This window comes from Streptomyces sp. NPDC094034 (assembly GCF_040303865.1).
Lineage (GTDB): Bacteria > Actinomycetota > Actinomycetes > Streptomycetales > Streptomycetaceae > Streptomyces.
In genome coordinates, this window is sequence record NZ_JBEOUD010000016.1 from 17,680 (window position 1) to 34,674 (window position 16,995).

The 16,995-nt window shown below is 72.8% G+C and carries 11 protein-coding genes; 1 reads left to right on the forward strand and 10 read right to left on the reverse strand.

The genetic code is table 11. The annotated features are described in order from the left end of the window. Positions 1-1,623: 1,623 nt before the first annotated feature. Positions 1,624-1,824 carry a hypothetical protein gene (locus ABTZ59_RS16580; RefSeq protein ID WP_351397137.1) on the reverse strand — a complete coding sequence of 67 codons (201 nt, stop codon included), beginning with the start codon at positions 1,822-1,824 and terminating at the stop codon, positions 1,624-1,626. A 143-nt stretch (positions 1,825-1,967) separates the two neighbouring features. Here ABTZ59_RS16580 and ABTZ59_RS16585 point away from each other — a divergent pair, with 143 nt between their 5' ends. Next, positions 1,968-2,537, forward strand: coding sequence for a GNAT family N-acetyltransferase (locus ABTZ59_RS16585; RefSeq protein ID WP_351397140.1), 570 nt, complete (start codon positions 1,968-1,970; stop codon positions 2,535-2,537). Positions 2,538-2,649: 112 nt separating this feature from the next. Here ABTZ59_RS16585 and ABTZ59_RS16590 read toward each other — a convergent pair whose 3' ends face one another. The 9 genes from ABTZ59_RS16590 to ABTZ59_RS16630 form a co-directional block, all read right to left on the reverse strand. Then, positions 2,650-6,318, reverse strand: coding sequence for a CHAT domain-containing protein (locus tag ABTZ59_RS16590; RefSeq protein ID WP_351397143.1), 3,669 nt, complete (start codon positions 6,316-6,318; stop codon positions 2,650-2,652). Positions 6,319-6,769: 451 nt separating this feature from the next. Beyond that, positions 6,770-8,599 carry an ABC transporter ATP-binding protein gene (locus tag ABTZ59_RS16595; protein WP_351397146.1) on the reverse strand — a complete coding sequence of 610 codons (1,830 nt, stop codon included), beginning with the start codon at positions 8,597-8,599 and terminating at the stop codon, positions 6,770-6,772. Further along, positions 8,596-10,338 carry an ABC transporter ATP-binding protein/permease gene (locus ABTZ59_RS16600; protein ID WP_351397149.1) on the reverse strand — a complete coding sequence of 581 codons (1,743 nt, stop codon included), beginning with the start codon at positions 10,336-10,338 and terminating at the stop codon, positions 8,596-8,598. Before ABTZ59_RS16600 ends, ABTZ59_RS16595 begins: the two co-directional genes overlap by 4 nt. Beyond that, on the reverse strand, positions 10,335-11,855 hold the full coding sequence (locus tag ABTZ59_RS16605; protein ID WP_351397152.1) for a nitroreductase: 1,521 nt from the start codon (positions 11,853-11,855) through the stop codon (positions 10,335-10,337). Before ABTZ59_RS16605 ends, ABTZ59_RS16600 begins: the two co-directional genes overlap by 4 nt. Before the next feature lie 12 nt (positions 11,856-11,867). Beyond that, on the reverse strand, positions 11,868-13,259 hold the full coding sequence (locus ABTZ59_RS16610; protein ID WP_503002969.1) for a YcaO-like family protein: 1,392 nt from the start codon (positions 13,257-13,259) through the stop codon (positions 11,868-11,870). Beyond that, positions 13,250-14,923: a CocE/NonD family hydrolase gene (locus tag ABTZ59_RS16615; protein ID WP_351397157.1), complete on the reverse strand. Its 1,674-nt coding sequence runs from the start codon at positions 14,921-14,923 to the stop codon at positions 13,250-13,252. Before ABTZ59_RS16615 ends, ABTZ59_RS16610 begins: the two co-directional genes overlap by 10 nt. Next, the gene (locus ABTZ59_RS16620) at positions 14,920-15,795 is read right to left on the reverse strand and encodes a hypothetical protein (RefSeq protein ID WP_351397160.1); all 876 of its coding nucleotides are present in this window, start codon (positions 15,793-15,795) and stop codon (positions 14,920-14,922) included. Before ABTZ59_RS16620 ends, ABTZ59_RS16615 begins: the two co-directional genes overlap by 4 nt. 117 nt (positions 15,796-15,912) lie before the next feature. Next, positions 15,913-16,047, reverse strand: coding sequence for a streptamidine family RiPP (gene amiA, locus ABTZ59_RS16625; protein ID WP_249949641.1), 135 nt, complete (start codon positions 16,045-16,047; stop codon positions 15,913-15,915). A 64-nt stretch (positions 16,048-16,111) separates the two neighbouring features. After that, positions 16,112-16,948, reverse strand: a complete 837-nt coding sequence (locus tag ABTZ59_RS16630; RefSeq protein WP_351397165.1) for an ABC transporter ATP-binding protein — start codon at positions 16,946-16,948, stop codon at positions 16,112-16,114. Between the last annotated feature and the right edge of the window lie 47 nt (positions 16,949-16,995).

Below are 16,995 nucleotides of genomic sequence, written 5' to 3' on the forward strand. Positions count from 1 at the left end.
TTTACCGGGCAAACTTCGGAAATTAACCCGGCCATCGGCACCTCCAGGGATGACCGAGGCGGGCCTTGCCCACGTGTCGACCTTCGTATATATCCGAGCCGGAATCCGATTGTATACGGCGGCGAAATCGGCTCGCCGACCCGATGTTCACAGGCCACACGGAACGTCCGAAATGCGGTCAGGCCAGTCGGCCAATGGCTTCGACTTAGTGAAATCCTTACGAACCCCGGGAGACCACGCGCCCACACCGAGAGCGCCAATGAACGCGCCCCGGGGCGCGAGAGCGGGCCGGCTGGACAGCGGTGTGCGCACGGCGACGACAAAACCCGGCCGGAACTCGATGCCTGGTCGGCCGAAAGCGAGCCTGACCACGAGCTGAATGGCGGAAACCCCGACAGCGATGGCCTGAATGAATCCGCGCATCCTGAAGTAGCGGCGCTCGGCCGCTGGTCAGAGTTGAGCCACACGCTTGGGCGAGTCGGCCTCAGCACCCGGCCGGACGACTGTCACGCCGCTCGTCACCCCACAGGCCCGGTGGTGGGGCATGGCGGCGAGGTGACCGGTGAGATCACGCCCGCGGGGCCGCTGAATAGCGCACGCAGGACGTGGAATCGCATTTCCAAAACACTCTGTTCATCCCGACGAAACGCAGGCCGGGGCCGAGATTCCCGAGCGGAGTACCGAAGGGAGGTCGGCGCACAGTGGGCTTAATCACAGCCCGGCCACGTATCCATGTGGCGACTCCGAAGCGGAACGCCTCGAATACCGGAACCCGCGCCACGAGCCGCTGGGCGTCCGGCCCCGAACGGAGGGCCGAGAGAAAGGAACCGCGGGAAGCCGGATTGAATACGCGGGTGGATTCACGCAAAGCCACAATGAATGCAATACTGCCGCGCCGCCGCGCTCCCGCGCCTGATCCAGGCTATCGGAATGGGCGTTGCCCGCACCAGGCTCTTCGCTTGTGGTTATGGGAAGCGAGATAACGCGTCACCGCCGGCGCAAGGAACCCGCCACGTGGAGCCACGAATGCGCCGACGCATATGCCAACGCGAATCATCGAACCCCCGCCACCTGGCATTGCCGCGCGCCGTCCGCGTCCGTGACACCTGACATCGTCGTGTTCGACGCACCGCACGCCGTGTCCGATTTATAGGCATCCACGAGCGCGCCGTGCCCGTTTGGCCACCCTCGCGCTCCGTTTGCTGCCCGCTTTGGGTCCGTTCCCGCTCGCCTCGGTTCATCTCACACATCGGGCACCCCCATACGGGCCCACGCCCCAACAGCCGCGACACCCGCGCAGGCGTCGTGGTCCCGTGGCAGGCCCGTGGGCGCGCCTGGTCCGGCGGCGGTACGGAATCCGGAAGGTTACGCGCCCCTACGCGCTCGTTACGTCGTTGTCACCCACGCCGAGGCGACGCGCGCCGTCGAGGGGGTGTCGATGGTGATACGCCCCGCTGTCGGCGCCCGCCGGGGGCCGCGAGGCGGTCTTTCCCGCGCAGTTACTCGACGCTCGCACCGGGATGCCTGGCGGTGAGCCGGCGGAGTTTACCCACGAGTTGCTCAAGCAGCAGGGAAGCGTCACATCGCTCTCCCTCGGCCCCGATGTCGCACGCCGAGCGCATGTCACCTTCGCATGCGGCGAGTTGGCCGGGACGGCTCGCGGAGGCAGAGCAGTGCTGTTGCGAGCGTGCCGGTCACGCGTGAGGCTTCCGCGGCGAGATCGCCCCGGCCTCGGGCGATCAGCGCGGAGTACTGGTCGACGGCATCGCGCGCGGCCTCGGCCGCCTCGCCGTGCATGCCGTACAGCGTCCGGAAGTTGGCCAAACGCTGGGCGCTCTGTGCGAGCGTCGCCGATGGAGCGCGGGTGCCCGGCGACCGAGCGAGCGCGGCATGCGTGGCCTCCTGCGTCTGCAGGGTCCGTTCGTACGCAAGCGGCCGCCATCTCGAAACCTGTGAGGATCACGACCGTGACCTACACCATCCGTGCATACACCCGCGCCGACGAGGGCTCCTGGCTCCGCTGCCGGGTGCTCTCCTTCCTGAACACCGCCTACTACGACGACGTCGATCGCACCAAGCCCGCCATCCCGGTTCCCGGCCTCGAACTGGTGGCAGTCGATCGGATGGACACCGTCGTGGGGATCATGGACACCATGGTCGTGGACACGCTGGCGACCATCGACACCGTCGCCGTCCACCCCGATCACCAGCATCGCGGACTCGGCCGTGCCCTCCTCCGTGAGACGCGTTCCCGGATCCGCGACATGGGGGTAACCACGCTCGACGCCTGGACCCGGGACGACCCGGCCACCCTGCGCTGGTACCGGGCGATGGGTTTCGAGGAAAGCGATCACTACCTCCATGTCTTCGCCCATGCCTACACCGCCACGGATGAGCCTGACCGCGCCGTCCTCGAACCGCGGCCCGGTCTGCGTCTCATGGCCGCGTTCATGCACGCGGAGCTCGCGGACGAGGCGCAATTGCGACGCGAGTTCAGCCGGGTGCACATCTGCCGCCGCTTCGCCATGACTCCCTGAAGGGTGGGACAGCGGCGGCCGGCCGTAGGGGAGCACCTCGCGCGCCCCCACGCGATCCCCGGTCCCACAGCCCCCTCACGGCGACGACTCGCTCCGCGCCGGTCAGCGGATCTCACCCCGCCGCCGACGCTGCCGCCGGGTTGCCCTGGTGGGTGAAGGCGGCCCAGTGGTGCGGGTGGTGAAGGTCGGGGCGGGTGGCCTGGCGGCGGAGCGGGCCGTCGAGGGCGGCTGGGAACTCACGGCGCGGGTTGAGCATCCACAACTGGGCGGCACGCAGGGCATCGGGCGGGGCCAGCCCGCGGGCGGTGAGGTGATGATGGAAGACCGCCATCATCACGGAGGTCGGCCCGTCACGCACCGCCCAGCGCGACCCCACGACATCGGCGGCACCGCCGGCGACCAGCGCGGTGGCGAGGGTCAGCGCCTCATCGTGAAGGCGCGTGCTCAGGTCGGTCTCGCAGGCGCTGAGCACGACCAACGGGCCCGCCGTGCCCGGTCGGATCCCGGCGGCGCCGTCCAGGATTCCGGCCACGGTGAGCCGCCCGACGCGCCGGGCGGCGCCGGGCGGGCACGCCAGCCTGAGCGCGGATTCGGTGGGGCGTGACGCGGCCACGGCGTGGCAGGACAAATGGACCACGGACGCCGGCGACCCACCGCCGGGCAGGACCGCGAGCAGTTCCTCCGGCGTGCCCGCGGCGTCCCGTACCTCACCGGTGCCGAGGAATTCGCCGTAACGGAGCGCCTCGGGGTAGCAGGCCGCACGCAGGGCGGTTGTCTCCACCTCGGCCCACGGCAGGGTCAGTTCCGGGTCGGATACGAGGACCTGCCGTCCTGTGGCGGGAGGCATCCGGCGCCGGGCGGCCGCGGCCAGGAACTGGGCGCCGGACGGGGCGTAGCTGAGTACGGCCTCCTGGCAGGCGTAGCGATGGCCGTGCTCGCCGATACCCCGGATGCGCGCCGCGTGCCACGGTACGACGCCGAGCGAGCCGCAGGGCACCAGCACGATCCGCGGTGGCACGGCCAGTGGCCACTGGGCCGCCCGCACCGGGCGTACGGCGGCGAGCACCGGTTCCATCACCGCCCGCCAGGCCCACTCGCACAGCGTGCTCAGCGCGTCCTGCCAGCGCCCCTCGCAAGCGGCGCGCCACGACGCGTCCGCGTCCGGGTCGGCGAGCGCCCGGGAGCGTTCCGCCGCGGTGTCGAGGTACCGCTCCAACGGTGGGCTGCCCGGGGCCATCAGCTCGGGCAGGGGAAGCGTGGTCGGACCGGCCCCCGGCCGCAGGATCAGGGCGCGTCCGGGGAACGAACCGTCGGGCAGGGGCATGCCGGGTACCAGATAGACCAACGCGTCGGTGCCTGTGGCAGCGAGGCCGGCGGTCAACTCGGACACCTCCGCCGCGCCCACCAACTGCCGGATGCCCGGGCTTTCCTGAGCGTCGGCGCGGGCGCCCAGCGCGGTCAGCGCCTTGCGCCGCAGACCGCTGGGTATCGGCGGATCGGACGAATCAGCGGCCGGGGGCGATGCGTCCTCGGCCGGCGGGGGCGGCGGTATGTCGTCGGTCCTGGGCGAAAGCAGGTCCTTCGGAACGTGAGCGCGCCACTGGCGGGCCAGTTCGGGGTGGCCGGCGGCGTCGAGGAGTTCGGGGATGCCTCGGGAGGCGGCAGCGGCCTGAAGCACCAGGGCTCGCCCCTTCTCCAGATCGGCCACCGCGTCGGCCGGCCGCTGGATACGGAAGGCGACGAACGCCAGCCGGCGCGACAGTACGGCACCTCTGATGCTCGCCGACAGCCCGTGGTCGGCGCCGGACTGGAGCAGGACGTCGGCGGCCAGTTCGCCCAGCGCCTCGCGGGTCACCTCCACGAACGCCCGTCGGTCCGCGTCGACCTGCGGACCGCCCCGCGCCGCGCGCATGATGTGGGCCTCTGCCAGCTTCGTCAGCACGTCCACGCGGTGCGCTCTGCCACGCCCCCCGGCGAGCAGCGCGCGGGCCCGGGTCAGCTCGGTGATGGCCTCGTCCAGCAGCGCCGGGGGTTCCTCGCCGCTCACCACGGCGTAGAGTTGCCGCAGCCCGAGCGTGGCGCGCCGGTCGTACTCCTGATCGTGGTACATCTCCGGTTCATCAAGATCCCGGCGGAACTCGGCGATCGCGCGATTCAGCAGATCTGACCCGGCGCTTTCCGGCTCAGGGGTGTACTCCCCCGTCCTGGCCGCCGCGAGCCCCGGTCCGGTGGATTGCCGTGCGTGCGCGCTCAGTTGGTCGAGTCGGCTCAACCGTTCCGCCAACTCCTCGCGCCAACTGCTCTCCGGCGGTAGGGCGGCGTACCGGCCGCGCAGCTCTTCGCTCAGGCGTGGCAGCGCCTCGTGGTCTTCGGTCCGCTCCGCGCGGTCCAGCTCGCGATCGGCGGCGGAGAGCGCGAGCCTCAGGACGAACGGCGCGTCGGGTGGCACCGAGCCATCGCGTTCCAGGGCCGCGCGCAGGTGCCGCAGGGTGGCCAGGGAGACATCCGCGTCGTGGAAGCTGCCTCCGAACGTGGCGGCCGTTTCCAGGACCTCGCTCAGATCCGCTTGCAGGGCCAGGGCCCACCAGGAACCCGCGGGGGTCGCGTCGACCGCCTCCCTCAGCAGGGCGGCGGCGTCCTCCAGATAGCCCAGATCACCGGTCCAGTGGGCCAACAGCCGGTCGAAGCCGGCCGCCAAGCGCCGCTCGCGAATGCCGATATGGGCGACGAGGTCCCGCCCTTGGCTGTTGAGATGCGGGAGCAGACCCGGCTCCACGGTGAGGCCGACCGGCCAGTCCTCGAAGCGGTCGTCGCCGTCGCCGTCCCGTTCCGGCGTGGGCCGCTCCACAGTGGTGAAGTCGACCGGTCCTGGCGTCAGGGACTGCAACGCGACCAGGAGGTAGGCGTGGAGCCTGGCGACCCGGCCGCGCTCGGGTGCCTCCGGCCGCAACGCGCGGAGGGCGCTCAGTGCCAGGTCAGCGGCGCGGCGGACCCCATGGGCGCCGCCGCCCTTGCCGGCAGCCGCCTGACGCAGCAGGAGTTCGGCTTCCGGGTCCAGGCCCAGTTCGTCGGGCGAGTCGCCGTCGTGCCCGGACTCCAACGTGACAACCAGCCAGACGAGTACGCGGGTGAACCGCGGCGCGCTGCGTGCGCCGGCCAGGGCCACCAGGCCGCGAACGGCATCGAGCAGAGCGTTCTCGGGGGCTTGGACGCCGGGGGACGCATCGGGTTCATCCGGTTCATCGTGCTTCTGAGCGTGGTCGGGCAAGGCCGTACCCGTCGTCGAAGCCCAAGGGACGAGCATCTGCTCGATGTCCCGTTTTATGTCGGCGGTCCGCTGGTGGAGTTCCTGGTCGAGCGGGGCCTCGGCGAGGCGGTCGACCACCTCCTTGGCCTCGGTGAGTTCCCGACGCAACGTCTCCGTCACCACCCCTTCATCGGCCACCGCGAGCAGCGCGTCCAGAAGAGCCGTACGGGTGCCGTCGGAGCGGGGCAGGGTCCAGGGCGCGAGCAGGAAGACCAGCATCATGCGTGCCTCCACCACGAGCAGATCGGTGAGCGGCCCGTTACGGTCCGCCCACCGCAGGCGCCGTAGCGCCTCTGCCCGTTGCTCGGAATCGAACGACGGGCTCTGGCGCCTGTTCAGACACCACCCGCCGAGCAGGATGCCCACGTGCACGAAGACGAGGGAGACATTCTCTCCGCTCTGCGCCAACTCGACCTCGAAGGCGGTCAGTCGGTCGATCGCCGATCTCAACTCCTTGTCAGCGGGGCTCGACACCCCCGAGTCACCCAGGTCCTGTCCGGTCGATCTTCGCGGATAAGCCCGCGGCGTCTGGTGCCGTGCATCGCGAGGCGGAGGATCGCCCATGTACTGGACGTACTTGGGCGACTCCGACAACGCGGCGAGGTGCGGTGCCAGGCGTCGCGGGCCCGCGAAGATCGACCGGACAGGACCTAGCAGTCGTCGCGCCTGGAGAACGGCGTCGGTCGCCTGCTTCCACAGCTCCGCCACCCTGCCATCGGTGGCGCCCCGTCCAGCCTCGCCGACCATCGACTCCCCCGTCGTCGTGCCCGCCTCGTCCCCGTATCGCCGAGGATTTCGGTGGTTGCGGCCATGCGAATCAAGCAGTATACGCGCGCAGTCGCCCCCTCTCCGAATGATCCGGAGATCCCCGGCCGCCGGTGGAGGCCGGCCTCCGTGCCCGTGACGCCGCCAACCCCACCGACATCTACGGCGCGGGCTTCGAGGTGACCACCGACCCGTGAGCCGGATCGCGGGTGAACAGGCGCGCGAACGCGCCGCCTGACAGCGTCAGTTCGTCCCATGTTCCCTCCTCCACGATCCGTCCTTCCTCAAGTACCGCGATACGGTCGGCCCTGCGGACGGTGGCCGGGCGGTGCGCGATCACGAGGGTCGTGCGGTCGGCGGAGACCCGGGCGAGGGCCCCGGCGAGTTCCGCGTCTCCCCGGTGGTCGAGATGTGCCGTGGTCTCGTCGAGGACCAGCACCCGGGGGTCGCTCAACAGCGCTCTGGCCAGGGCCACCCGGGCCCGTTGTCCGCCTGACAGGGTGGCCCCCCGTTCGCCGACCACCGTGCCGAGCCCGTTGGGGAGGGCGTCGACAATGGAATCGACGCCGCAGACACGGATCACGGTGCGCAGTTGCTCCGGGGTCGCGTCGGGGGCTCCAAGACGCAGATTCTCGGCGAGCGTGCCGTGGAAGAGCGGGGCCTCCTGTCCGACGACGGCGATCGCGGCACGCAGTTCCCGTTCGGACAGATCCCTGAGGTCGGCGGGTTTCGCATCGGCTTCCGGCACCAGCTCGACACACCCCTTCTCGGGGTCCCAGTAGCGAGCCAGCAGGTGTGCGCAGGTCGTCTTGCCCGCGCCCGACGCTCCGACGAGGGCCACGGTCTGCCCCGTCCGGACCGTCAGGTCCAGGCCGTCCAGAACGGGTTCGGTGCCGTACCCGAACCGGACGCCGCGCAGCCGTATCCCGAGCGGGCCGGCCGGCAGCGGGCGGGCGGTCGCCGGTTCCGGCGCGCCTGCCGGTGCCTGGAGCACCGCACGGACCCGAACGGCCGCGGCACGCAGACTACCCGCCTGGCCCAGTGACGCCGCGGAGTCGGCGACCGGTGCCAGGGCCCCCAGGGCCAGCGCCATCGCGGCCGGGGCCCAGGCCCCGCCGAGCCGGCCCGCGGCGACCACGTGCGCCGTCGCGGCGACCACCCCGATCAGCGCGCCGACGACCAGCAGATCGCGGATCGCCCCCGCGCCGGCTTCCCAGGACTGCTCGGCACGCTGTTCCCGGGCCAGCCGACGACCGTAGGACCGCAGCCGGGCCCGCCTGCGGTCCAGGGCTCCGGCCATCAGCAGTTCGCGCAGGCCGTCGACGGTCTCGACGGTCTCCGCGGAGAGTTCGGCCAGCGCTGCTCGGGTGCGGGCCCCTCGCGCGGCACGGCCGCGTCCGTCCAGCACGGGCGCCCAGACAAGCAGCAGCGCGACGGGCAGTATGGCGGCGAGCAGCCAGGGTTCGAGAGTGCCGAGCACCACCGCCGCCGAACCGAACACCAGGCCGGAGGCGAGGAGTTGGGCGATGGCGTGGGCGTAGAAGAACTCCAGCGCCTCCACGTCCCCGAGCGCGGTCGCGGCGAGGTCGCCGCTGCGGCGCCCCGCGATCCGGGCGGGCGCGCTGCGGGCCAGCCCGTCGAAGATCCGTACCCGCAGTTCGGCGAGGACCCGGTAGGCGAGGTCGTGCGAGAGGTCCATCTCCCGCCAGGTGGACACTCCTCTGACCAGGACGAGCACGATAAGTGCGGTGACCGTGGCGGCGGACGGCGGGCGGTGCTCGATCACCGCCGTGCCCACGGCGTACGCGCCGAGGGTGACCAGGGCGGCCAGCGCCGCCTGGTCGATCAGGGCGGCCAGGCAGGTACGCACCGCCATGGCGCGGTGCGCGCCGAGAACGGGCAGCAGGGAGCGCAGGGCACCCGACCGCTCTTCCCCGTGCCCGGCCGGGACTTCGCGGGGTTCGTCCGGTCGCTGGTGAGTTGGCTTCATGCGGCCTGTTCCTCCGAAGCTGTGCTGTTGCCCGCGGCGACGAGCGCGGCGTACACGCCACCGCCCGCCAGCAGGCTCTGGTGATCGCCGGCCTCTTCGACGCGGCCGGCGTCGAGGACGACGATGTGGTCGGCGTGGCGTACGGCGTCGAGCCGGTGGGCGACGACCAGGCAGGTGCGACCTCGGCTCGCCGCCGGCAGTTCCCGCACGATCCGGGCCTCGCCGCGTTCGTCCACCGCGCTGGTCGCCTCGTCCAGGACCAGGACCGGTGCGTCGGCGAGCAACGCCCGGGCGAGCGCGAGCCGTTGGCGCTGTCCGCCGGAGAGCGTGGCACCGCGCTCGCCCACGAGAGTGGCGTAGCCGTCCGGCAGGCGGGCGATCTCGTCGTGGATGCCCGCCGTGCGTGCCGCTTCGCGCAGTTCGGCGCCCGTCGCCGAGGGCCGGGCCAGGCGCAGGTTGTCCGCGATCGTGCCGTGGAACAGGTACGTCTCCTGTGACACCACCGCGACGCCCCGGCGCAGTGAGTCGAGCGCGTACGCGGTGGTGTCCGTCCCGCCGACGGTGATCCGGCCGCTGTCGGGGTCGCGGTGACGCAGCAGCAGGCTCAGAAGAGTCGATTTTCCGGCTCCGGAGGGCCCCACGATGGCCGTGGTGCGTCCGGCGGCGGCGGTGAAGGTGACCGCGCTCAGGGCGGGCAGATCCGCGCCGGGGTGGGTGAAGCTCACATCCTGGAAGCTTATTTCGGGGGCCTTGTCCCACTCCGCGGCAGTCGTGCCGCGGTCGGCCACCGCGCCCTCGGCGGTGCGCAGCGCGGCGATGCCGTCGGCCGCCGAGACCCCGAGATAGCCCGCGTGCCATTCGCGGGAGAGATCACGGACCGGGCGGAAGCACTCCGATGCCAGCATCAGCAGGAGGTACGTTCCGACGTCGCTGGTGCGCCCGGTGGTCGCGGAGGCGCACGCGACCAGGACCGCCGCCGCGGTTCCGCCCTGGACCGCCAGATCGGTGAGACCGGTGTCGACCAGCGAGACGCGCAGCTTGGCCACGGTGGCGCGGTGCAGCGCCGCCGAACGCCGCTCCAGCCGTTCCCGGGTGCGGCCGACTGCTCCGGTGGCCCGCAGCGTCGCCATGCCCTGCGACGCTTCCAGGTAATCGGCCGCCAGTGCCTCGTAGGTGTCCCAGTGTTCCTTGCCACGACGCGCCAGGAGCCGGTCCCACCCGCGCGGCCCGAACAGCGCGAGCAGCAGGGCGGGCCCGAGGGCCAGCACGGCGCCCGGCTCCACCCGGGCGACGACGGCGAGCAACAGGAGTGGCACGGTGCAGGTGATGACCAACTGCGGGAGATAGCGCGACACATAGGCGTCCACGCCCTCGACGCCGTCGACGACGGTCGCACGGACCGCTCCCGCCCGGGCGCCGGTGAACGCGGTCGGCCCCAGCTGCCCGAGGCGTTTCAGCAGGTCGTCGCGGAGCCGGACGCGGACGTTCGCTCCCGCCTCCACCGCTGTCAGCCGTTGTGTCCTGCCCAGCGCGGCGCGCGCCAGGACGACGGCGAACACCGCGCCGAGCAGCGAGGGGAGTCCGCTCAGATCGCCCCGGGCGATCCGGGAGAGCACGACGGCGAGCAGTACGGCCTGTGCGAGGTGGGTGAGCGTGACCAGGGCGAGCAGGGCGGTCGCGCCCGCCAGTGGCCGGGCCGCGCCACGCGCGGCCCGCAGGAGTTCCGGGTGCAGCATCATGGGCGTTCTTCCTCGCGGGGCGAAGTGGTCGGGGCGGGCGGGCCGCCGAGGGCGAGACCGTGCACGATCCAGTCGCGTTCGGGGGCCTCGCCGAGCGCGGCGCCGAGGTCGGCCTGTTGCCAGGAGCCGATGGGCCGTGACGGGAGTCCCTCCGCCGCGGCGTGGGCGTGAGCCATTCCGGCGGCGTATCCGGCGGCGAGGTGGTCGAGTCCGACCCTGGCGGCGGGGGCGTCGGAGGGGCAGCCGTGGGCCAGCAGTACGGCGCCCGCCTCGGCGATCCAGCCCTGCCCGGCAGCCCAGTGGGCGAGGGTGGGCCGTGTCTCTCCGGTCGCCAGAACACGCAGGGCCGAAGCGGCACGCACGGTCGGTCCGGGGCGCAGGGCCGAAGCGGCACGCACGGCCGGTCCGGGGCGCACGGCCGGTCCGGTATGGGCGCCGGGCAGCGTCCGCGAGAGGGGCGGGGCGGCGAGGGTGAGCAGCCCGGGCGTGGGGCCACCGACGGCCGCACTCCAGGACAGTCCACCCGGCCACGCGTCGACGGCCGTGGTGAGGATCCGGGCCAGCAGGTCCTCGGAAGGCGGCTGTGTGAGATCCGCCGGGTCGGCGCTCCGGCGCTCCGACAGCACGCTGTCCGTGACGGGCGCGGGGCGCCGGGCGGTATGCCAGCAGGCCCCGGTCCGCTCACCGGCGCCGAGGATCTCCAGCAGACAGCGGGTTTCGGCGAGTGCGACGGGCGGCGTGAGGTCCGCGCCGGGCAGGGGGACGGGAGCGTCCGCGAGCGGGAGCCGGGCCCAGACGGACAGCGGGTCGTCGTGGTGGCCGGCCTCTCGGAGGGTGAAGCGGACGGCGGCGAGTGGCTGTTCCGGTTCGGCGCCGGGCCAGAGGGTCTTCCACTCGCCCGGGCGCGGAAGTCCGGCGGCCGCGCAGAGGGTGGCACCGTCCGCGTCCAGGCAGACCGTCGGAGCGGTCCCTTCCGCTGCCAGGACCAGTGCGGCGGCGGCATGGCCGGCGTCCAGAAGGAGCAGGGGCCACGCCCGGTGGCCGTAGTGGGTGACGGTGTTCCCGGCGGTGACCGTCAGTACGGCGATCGCTCCCGGCGGCGCGTCGGCCGGGGCCGGGCCGCGGCGGTGGACCCGGTGGGTGTGCGGCGCGTAGACATACCGTCCGGGCGGCAGCGAGCAGCCCGCACCGAGCAGCAGATGGACCCGGACCGGGTGCAGGGCGCCCGCCGAGGGTACGGGTCGACGCCGGCCCGCCCGGCCGTCCGGCACCGCGAGCGACAGCCGCAACAGGCGGTCCAGGTCCACCCGTTCGCCGCCCTGGGCCATCTGTCCGGGGCCGCCGCGTCCCCCGGGGCCGCCCGGCTCGCCCGGCCGCCCGAGGGGGAACGACTCACCGGCCCAGGGGAAGGGGCGGTGCGGCGCGCGGGCCGCCCGGGCGGGCACGTGGGCGGATCTGGCGTGGGCGAGGGCATGCCTCAGTGCCTGGTCGGCGGCGGATACGGGAGTGCGGGTCATGAACGGGTGCCTTCACATGTGTGGTGGCGGAGCAAGCGTGAAGTCCGCGGGCACGGCCGGTGGCCTGGCCCGCCACCCTCGGCCGAGCGCGGCCTCGGCGAAGCGGGGGGAGCCGAAGTAGCCGAAGGCGGCCGGGGCGTTGGGGATCAGACCGGAAACCAGGACGCGGGCCACGCGCAGCGAGGTCTCGGCGACGTCCTCGGTGGTCAGGTCGAAGGTGATCACACGGTGTCCCCCGGCGGCGAGGGCGGCGTCCAGCGCCTCCCGGCTGCCGCGGGCGACCTCGGTGACGGAGACGGTGCCGAGGGCGGGTTCGGTGAAGCGGCGCGCCAGAGGGGCCATCCGGTCGTCCAGCCAGACCTGCACATGGGCGCCGAGGTCGCGTACGGCGGCGAACTGCGGCCCGCAGTCGTCGAGATAGCGCCGGTCGGCCCGGTGGTCGAGGTAGAGTCCGCGGGCGAGCATGCTGGCCTCCACGGCCTGGAACACCCAGCCGTCGGCGTCCACCGCGCCCTGGGTGAACACCCAGGTGTGCACGGCCTCCAGGACCGCCTTGCGGGCCGCTTCCGCCGGGTCGTAGCGGCAGGCGAATCCGGCCGCGTGGATGCCCCGCCGGGGATCACGCACCAGGGCCGCCACGCAGGGGGCGAACTCGGAGGGCATCTCCACGATGTGGACCTCCAGGTCCGCGCCCGCCAGATCCTCGGTGAGGCCGGGCACGGTCGCCGGGTCGATGCCACGGGTGGGGCCGTCGAGGTGCCACCACAGCTCCAGGGCGTCACGCTCCACGACTTCGAGGAGCCCGCGCTCGACGGCGTCGTCGAACCCCTGCCCGGTGGCTATCCCCGCGTAGTTGAGGTGATGGGTGCGCGGGAGCGAACGCAGCTCGCCCTGACGCCAGTTGAGGTGGGTCAGCGCCACGGGCGCCCAGCACTCCCGCCCGTCCTCCATGCCCGGCGTCCACAGCGCGGGGGTTTCCGGCCGGAGCGCGGCGTACGGGAATCCCCGGCGTTCGTACTGCCAGGAGGCGTACGAGGGCAGTTGTCCCGGCCCGTACAGTCGGGCCCCCTCGGCCGCCAGTTGGCCGGCGGTGGCCCGCCGGGGAGCGTTCGGGTGGCCCGGCGGCGGGAGGCGGTTGCCGCAGTAGCGCTCCACGGCCTCGGCGATGGCGGCGATCCGCGCGCCGTCGGGGTCGCCGAACGTGGTGCCGAGCGAGACCCGGTCGGCCGGCCAGGCGCCGAGACGGCGGGCGTCCGCGACATTGGCGGTCATGGCGATGTAACGGGGCGGTGCGCCGTCCGGGTGCTCGACGGGTGCCACATCACGGATCAGCCCGCAGACGGGATCGACAAGGGCCTCGATCGGCAGAACGGTGTTCAACGGCGGGACGCTGCTCAACGGCATATCTCCGGTACGGGCTCGACGTAGTGACGTCGGGCGGTGACAGGCAGGACGAGGGCGCCGCCCCCGGTCAGTACGGTCCTGCGGGACGGTGCGAGCCGGGTTGCCGTCACCGGGTTCTCGCCGGTGTGCGGGTTGCGCGCGTGGGCGGGGAAGTGGTGTCCGGCGATCTCGACCCGGAGTCTGGTTCCGGCGTCGAGCCGGCGGCCCAGGGTGCCGAGCGGCACGGTGATGTCCGCGGTTTCGTCCGGCGGGTCGGTGCGCCGGACGATGCCGAAGGCGAGTGGTTCCGCGCGGCCGGACGGGTCGAGAGCGGTGACCCGGACCGCCCAGTCGGCGCACGGCCCGTCGGTGACGGCTCTGACTCTTGCCTCCGCGTGCCCGGCCAGATCGAGCGGGCGCGGCAGCGGGGGCGAGAGCAGCACACAGCGGTCGGCGCGGTCGCCGTCCACCGGGATCATGAGATCGTCGGAGCGCACGGGCCGGGCCGGGTCGGCCGTGAAATCCGCGCCGTGCAGCAGCCGCAGGCCCGTGGGCGTACCGAAGGCCCAGACCGTGGGCCGGGTGGATTCCGCGTCCCCGATCCCACCCGGCGCCGTCCCTCCGCCCGGTGCGTGCTGTGCCGTCCGCGGCGGAGGTGTCGTGCGGTCCGTCCCCGGCCGCCCGGCGCCCGTGAGCACCTGCCGCCCGAGCGCGTCCGCCGTTTCGGGAGACCGCCCGTCGTCCGATCCCGGTGCGCGGTACCACCGGCCGCTGTCACCCAGGGCGATGACGCCGTGCCGGGTGTGCTCAAGCCGGCCCGCGAGGGCCGCCTTCGCCCACCGTACGTACAGCGCACCGAGGTTGATCCGGCCGGGCGCGGCCGGTGCCGCCCCGGCGGTGAGACGGTGGCCCCACGGTCCGAGCAGCAGTCGGGACGGGCCGCCCCAGCCCCGCCACAGCGCCAGGGTGTCCTCGGCGAACGGGTCGCGGATGCCGCCGACCGCGAGAAGAGGCAGCCGGGCGGCCGCCCCGTCCAGGACGAGCCTTCCGCGTCGGCGATCGTCCCATATCCGGGTCCATGAGGGGAGTTCACGCTCCAGCCGGTCGCCCAATCCGGCGACCGGGAGGTGTTCCAGCAGCCGGGGATCCCTGGCCAGGGCTGTCTCCAGCGCTTCGGGGTCGGAGTCGGGCCGGTCGCCGTGCGCCGCCCACCATCCGGCCCGGGCCCGCAGCCGCTCGGGTCCGGTGGCCTCGCGAGCCGTCTCGGCGAGGCCGAGGGCGGGCACGGCGGCGATCACGGCGTCCGGCGTACCGTCACCGTCCCCGTCATGGGCCAGGGCGGTGACGAGCGCGCAGTAGGCGGCGTACGACGCGCCCGCGGCGACCACCCGGCCGTCGCTCCATGTGTGGCCGCGTACCCAGGACAGGGTCGCCGCGCCGTCCTCCTCCTCATGGTTGTGGTACGGATGCCACTCCCCTTCCGAGCCGTGCCGGCCCCGTACGTCCTGGGCGACGGCGGCGAAGCCGCGCGCCGCCCAGCCGTGCAGCTCGGCGCGGTGGGCGGTACGGCCGTAGGGGGTCCTGATCACCACGGCGGGATGGGGCCCGGATGATCGCGGCAGGCACAGGTCGGTGGCCAGCCGGACGCCGTCAGGAGCGATGACGTGGTGCGTCCGGGCGGTCATGGCCGACTGCCCGCCGGCTTGGCGGAGGCAGGCAACGGGGCGACCGCGGGCACGGGCAGGACGGGATGGTCGGTGACCGTCAGATCCCTCAGGTCCACCCGTCGCAGTCTGCGGCGAGCGGGCGGTGCGGCGGCCCGATACCGCTCTCCGGCCGCCCAGGCGACGAGGTCGGCGGTGAGCAGTGAGGCGATGAGCGCGGCGGATGCCTCGGTGGGGTGCGGGCCGGTGTCGGGGGTGCGATGGCCGGCCCAGTAGGCGGCGAGTTCGCGGTGGGCGGGGGTCGCGGCGAGCCTGCGCAGACGTATGTGGGCGGAGGTGATGTCCCCGGGGGCCGAGGCGATCGGTTCGATCCACATGTGGGCGCCCTCGCGGTGGCAGCGCAGCCAGCCGACGCGCACCGCGGGCAGCCGGTCGGCCTCGTCCCACAGCCCTTCGGGAACGGGCGAGTCGAGGCACCAGACCACCGCGGTCGGGACGTCGGGCCCATGGCCGTCCACGAGTTCGCTCACCTGTTCCGGTTCCGCGGTGCGGAGATCGGCGCCCTCGGCGGCGGCGAAGCGTGCGAGCGGCGCGGTGAGGCTTGTGTCGCCCAGGAGGAGCACCGTGTGTCCGCGCAGTGGACCCGGCCGGGGGTCCGCGGTCGCCGGAACGGCGTAGCCGGCCTGCTCGAACGCCTCGACGAGCGGGGCGAGTTCGTCGTTCGCCCCGGTTCGTTCCCCGCTCGTCCCCGTGACCAGCCGGTGCGTCAGTGCCTCGGCGTCGGCATGGCCGGTGTCGATGCGCAGGAACTCCCCGTCCGCGGTACGCAGCGCCAGTCCGGCACCTGGAACGTTGACGATCCCGGTGCCGGGAGCGAGTCGACTGGGGGGCACGGAAACCTCCGGGTAGTGGTCGTTGTCAGGGCCGGGAACGGGACGGGCCCGCCCGTATCACAGCCGGGCGGGCCCGTCGCACGCTCTCACCACCTGCTGTTGCCAGCAGGAGTCGTGCTACTTCTCAGCCGCGGTGTCCGCCTCGACGGCGTCGTCGAAGGGGTTCTCGACGAGGGCGTTCGAGTGGGTGGCGGAGAGGTGGGCGAGCTGGCCCTGGTCGGCGATCGGGCTGAACACCTTGTCGCGCTCCATGAGTTGATGCCTCCATGTGATTCGGGTTGATGGTCGCGGCTGTTGTTCGGCCGCACCAGCGACACTAATGAATATGATTTTCATTCCGCAATAGTTTTCGATGTTCGACAGGGTGATCTGGGTAACAGACCGGCCAGCCGCCCTCGGCGTCCCGGTCCACCCGGCCCTGGACACCCAGCACTTCGGCCAGCAGTCCGGGGGTGACCACCTCGTGCGGTGTGCCGTCGGCGGCCACCCGGCCGTCGCGCAACGCCACGATCCGCTCCGCGAAACGGGCCGCGTGGTTGAGGTCATGAAGCACCATCACCACCGTCAAGCCACGCTCCGCGCGCAGCCGCACCACCGTTTGCAGCACTTCCAGCTGGTGCCGCAGGTCCAGATAGGTGGTCGGCTCGTCGAGGAAGAGCACCCGGGTGTCCTGCGCCAACGCCATGGCCAGCCGCACGCGTTGCCGCTCACCCCCGGACAACGCGTCCACCCGACGGTCCGCCCACGCCGTGACACCCACATCCGCGAGCGCCCGGGCACTCACCTCGTCGTCCCCGTCGCGGAGCATGCCGAGCGGCCCCCGGGCGGCGTACCGCCCCTGCCGCACCAACTGGCGTACGGTCAGCCCCGGTACGGCCGGGGCGGATTGATGCAGCAGCGCGACCCGGCGGGCGGCGGCCCTTCTGGTCAGTCCGGACGCCTCGTCCCCCGCCAGCAGTACGCGGCCCCCGCTCGGGGCGAGCAGCCCGGCGGCCAGCTTGAGGAAGGTGCTCTTGCCGCAGCCGTTCAGCCCGATCAGGGCCACCAACTCCCCTGCTCCGATGCGCAGATCGACGCCGCGCAGGACTTCGCGCCCCGGATACCCGAACCGAAGGCCCTCCGCCCGGACGGCACCGGAATCCCCAGTGATCATGTCGCCTTCCCTCCCGTCCTCTCTCCCACCCGCACCGCGCGTCCCTC

Coding starts and splice junctions, on each gene's coding strand:
- ABTZ59_RS16595 (WP_351397146.1), bottom strand. CDS start 8,599: ATGAAGCCAACTCACCAGCGACCGGACGAACCCCGCGAAGTCCCGGCC.
- ABTZ59_RS16600 (WP_351397149.1), bottom strand. CDS start 10,338: ATGATGCTGCACCCGGAACTCCTGCGGGCCGCGCGTGGCGCGGCCCGG.
- ABTZ59_RS16605 (WP_351397152.1), bottom strand. CDS start 11,855: ATGACCCGCACTCCCGTATCCGCCGCCGACCAGGCACTGAGGCATGCC.
- ABTZ59_RS16610 (WP_503002969.1), bottom strand. CDS start 13,259: ATGCCGTTGAGCAGCGTCCCGCCGTTGAACACCGTTCTGCCGATCGAG.
- ABTZ59_RS16615 (WP_351397157.1), bottom strand. CDS start 14,923: ATGACCGCCCGGACGCACCACGTCATCGCTCCTGACGGCGTCCGGCTG.
- amiA (WP_249949641.1), bottom strand. CDS start 16,047: ATGGAGCGCGACAAGGTGTTCAGCCCGATCGCCGACCAGGGCCAGCTC.
- ABTZ59_RS16630 (WP_351397165.1), bottom strand. CDS start 16,948: ATGATCACTGGGGATTCCGGTGCCGTCCGGGCGGAGGGCCTTCGGTTC.